General features: G+C 59.5%; 3 protein-coding genes. 1 reads left to right on the top strand and 2 read right to left on the bottom strand.

Annotated features, from left to right (window positions below):
* Nucleotides 1-647: 647 nt before the first annotated feature.
* A complete protein-coding gene (vapB, locus tag ABSG20_RS34505) occupies nucleotides 648-881 on the bottom strand; it encodes a type II toxin-antitoxin system VapB family antitoxin (protein WP_423868907.1) in 234 nt (77 codons plus the stop codon).
* Between the two features lie 633 nt (nucleotides 882-1,514).
* Between vapB and ABSG20_RS34510 the strand changes: the two genes are divergently transcribed.
* Nucleotides 1,515-1,757 (top strand): LexA family protein, encoded by a 243-nt coding sequence (locus ABSG20_RS34510; RefSeq protein ID WP_423868908.1) that lies wholly within the window; start codon nucleotides 1,515-1,517, stop codon nucleotides 1,755-1,757.
* 100 nt (nucleotides 1,758-1,857) lie between these two features.
* On the opposite strand, the gene ABSG20_RS34515 is transcribed toward ABSG20_RS34510, so the two are convergent.
* Nucleotides 1,858-2,325: a metallophosphoesterase family protein gene (locus ABSG20_RS34515; RefSeq protein WP_423868909.1), complete on the bottom strand. Its 468-nt coding sequence runs from the start codon at nucleotides 2,323-2,325 to the stop codon at nucleotides 1,858-1,860.
* Nucleotides 2,326-2,553 lie beyond the last annotated feature (228 nt).

Below are 2,553 nucleotides of genomic sequence, written 5' to 3' on the forward strand. Positions count from 1 at the left end.
AACGTGCGCGCGAGCGACCCTGGTTGTAAAATCACCAGAGCTGCGGGGTCCATCTGAGCTAATGCTGCACGTCCGGCCTCTGTCACCGAGTACCCGGTCTCCGCTACTGCCTGCTCTCCGATATTCTTGACGCCCGGCCGGACCAGTCCCCGCCGACACAATTCCCACGCCGCATCCATGAAAGCGGAGCCATCTTCCGGACAATCGGTTCGCGCTCATGATGCGGTATCTGTCGCTGCCATTCCAAGTACGTGCGGACGACTTGGGGCGGGTACAAATCGTAGCCATAAGACGCAGCTCCGCCTCGCAGCAGAACATCGATCGTCACGGCAATCGCCTCGTCTAACTCCATCGTTCCTCCTTACTTCAGATAAGGAGCAAGAGCGCCGATAGCTTCCTTCACGACTGTCGCCCCAGTTCGATTGAACTCAAATCTCATCATCGCGCTTCATGGCTTCGCCATGGGTGTGAGAGTAGGCGTGTGAGTAAGGAAAAATCCGCGACCGCGAAAGCTATTTCTTATCCATGGCCTAGGATCGACAGATTCCGCCGCCCCTGGCCACCACTTTGCCAACGTTCGGAATGATTCGGCGGATAATTCTTCATCGCTGAGATGCAGATATTGGTATCGAGCATGTAGGTGAGCATCAGAGCGGCTCGCGCTCCTCGGCCTGCGGCTGCACACGCTCGGCCATGAAGTCGTCACTGGCGCGCGGACCCGTGTGAAACAAGTCGTCCCACCGTTTGCCCTGCGGTACGATCAAGCGGCTGCGGCCAATCTTCAAAATATCCACCTGATGCACGTCCGCCGGGAAGGCAACCGCCTTCGGCAACCGGACGGCTTGGCTGCGATTGCTTGTAAATACCGTGGAAGCTGTCATTGCCTTATCTCTCTGTATGTCCAATTGGGATATACATAGATGAGCCGCCGCAATTCGCAAGCGGCATCGCGCTAAGGGTCGCCCCGGTCGGGCATCGGGCCGTGAAACGAGGATCGGCAGTTCCTGTGTGCGCACCACTGGGCTTGTGTTTCAACGATCCTGCGCGACGAGCCGTCGGAAGTACGCGGGCCAAGCTTGGTCAAGGCCATTCGCGCTTCCGCCTATCGCAAAACCGATAGCCCGACGAGTCCCCGGCAATGGGCGACACCACCTTTCCGCAACTCGCCAGCATAGCGCCGGGGTAGATTGGCAAACACCGGCTCATTGAAGTCCGTGATTTGAGCGTTCACGGCCGAGATTGCGCCTCGGCCGGTCTTGCCGGGGGTTGGGCCCGGCACTGCCGCGATCGGTATATTTGCGCGATGGCCGTCCGGGCTGGCCCGGGGTCACGCGGCGCCCGGGCATGGCGGCGATCTTCTCCGGGAAACGCGCCGCGCCGAGAACGAAGCCGCCATTCGTGGCGACGCGAATGTCGTTGACGACGGTGAGTTCATCAGGTTCGCTTGGCTCAGTTCGACCCGATGACGTACATTCATGCCGACCTCTTTGTTGGAGGATCGGACGAATCCTCAAATGAATCGAAAATCAGGCGCCGCTCGCAGCCCCAGCGCTCAACGCTTCACCGTAAAGCAAGGCCAGTACCTGGCCTTCATCTACACCTACTCGCACATGTTCCGGCGCCCACCCGCCGAGACCGACATGCAGCGTCACTTTGAAGTCAGCCCGCCCTCGGTCCACCAGATGGTCTTGACGCTCGAACGAAACGGCCTCATTCGCCGGCAACCCGGCGTCGCCCGAAGCATCCAAATCCTTTAAATTGTGGATTATTGCCGCGGATAGCCCGCAATGACGCGGAATGTTCGAGAGACCGGCCGTCTGGATTTCTCTCGACCTCCCGTCGATGAGGCCTCCACGATCAGCTTGCGTTACCAAGATGATGGATGACCGGCGTAAGACCGCCTGAGGTCAGATCCAAAGTCGCCACGGTGACGGGCAGGTTGAAACGTCGGGGCCCGGCGCTTCCCGGATTGAGATAGAGCACCCCGCGAATGGTCTCGATCCGGGGCCGATGCGAGTGGCCGTAAACGATGACGTCGACCCCGCGCGAGATTGAATCGAGATGCAGTGTTTTGATATCGTGCAAGACATAGATGCAGCGCCCACCGAGCATCATCATCCGGGTCTCCGGATAATGTTCCGCCCAGTGGCCGGTATCGACGTTCCCTCTGATCGCAGTAACAGGCGCAATCCGCTGGAGTCCGACGATGACGTTTGGCGAACCGATATCGCCGGCGTGGAAGATATGCGCCACGCCTGCGAGGTGTGCCTCGACCTCGGGGCGCAGCAGCCCGTGGGTGTCTGAGATGATTCCAATTCTAAGCACTGCGACAGCGTCCTGGGGCTCGCCGCCCGGAAAACAAGCGCGAGCCGATCGCGCTTGGTGATCGCCACGCGCAACGTGATCTTAGGCTGGCACTGCAGAAGCGAGAAAGTCCATTTCGCCAAGCGCAGGGGTAAACCGGGACGACGGTTACCATTTGGAAAAGCGAGCCGGAAGAGTTACGCTAAGGGGCTGGGTCAAGCATCGAAGAATGCCTGCCATCGAAATACG

The organism is Bradyrhizobium sp. (assembly GCF_049512235.1).
In the GTDB taxonomy this organism is placed as follows: Bacteria; Pseudomonadota; Alphaproteobacteria; order Rhizobiales; family Xanthobacteraceae; genus Bradyrhizobium.

Bases quoted from the DNA above. Each gene is read 5' to 3' on its own strand.
- ABSG20_RS34510 (WP_423868908.1), top strand. From the start codon at position 1,515: ATGAATCGAAAATCAGGCGCCGCTCGCAGCCCCAGCGCTCAACGCTTC.
- vapB (WP_423868907.1), bottom strand. From the start codon at position 881: ATGACAGCTTCCACGGTATTTACAAGCAATCGCAGCCAAGCCGTCCGG.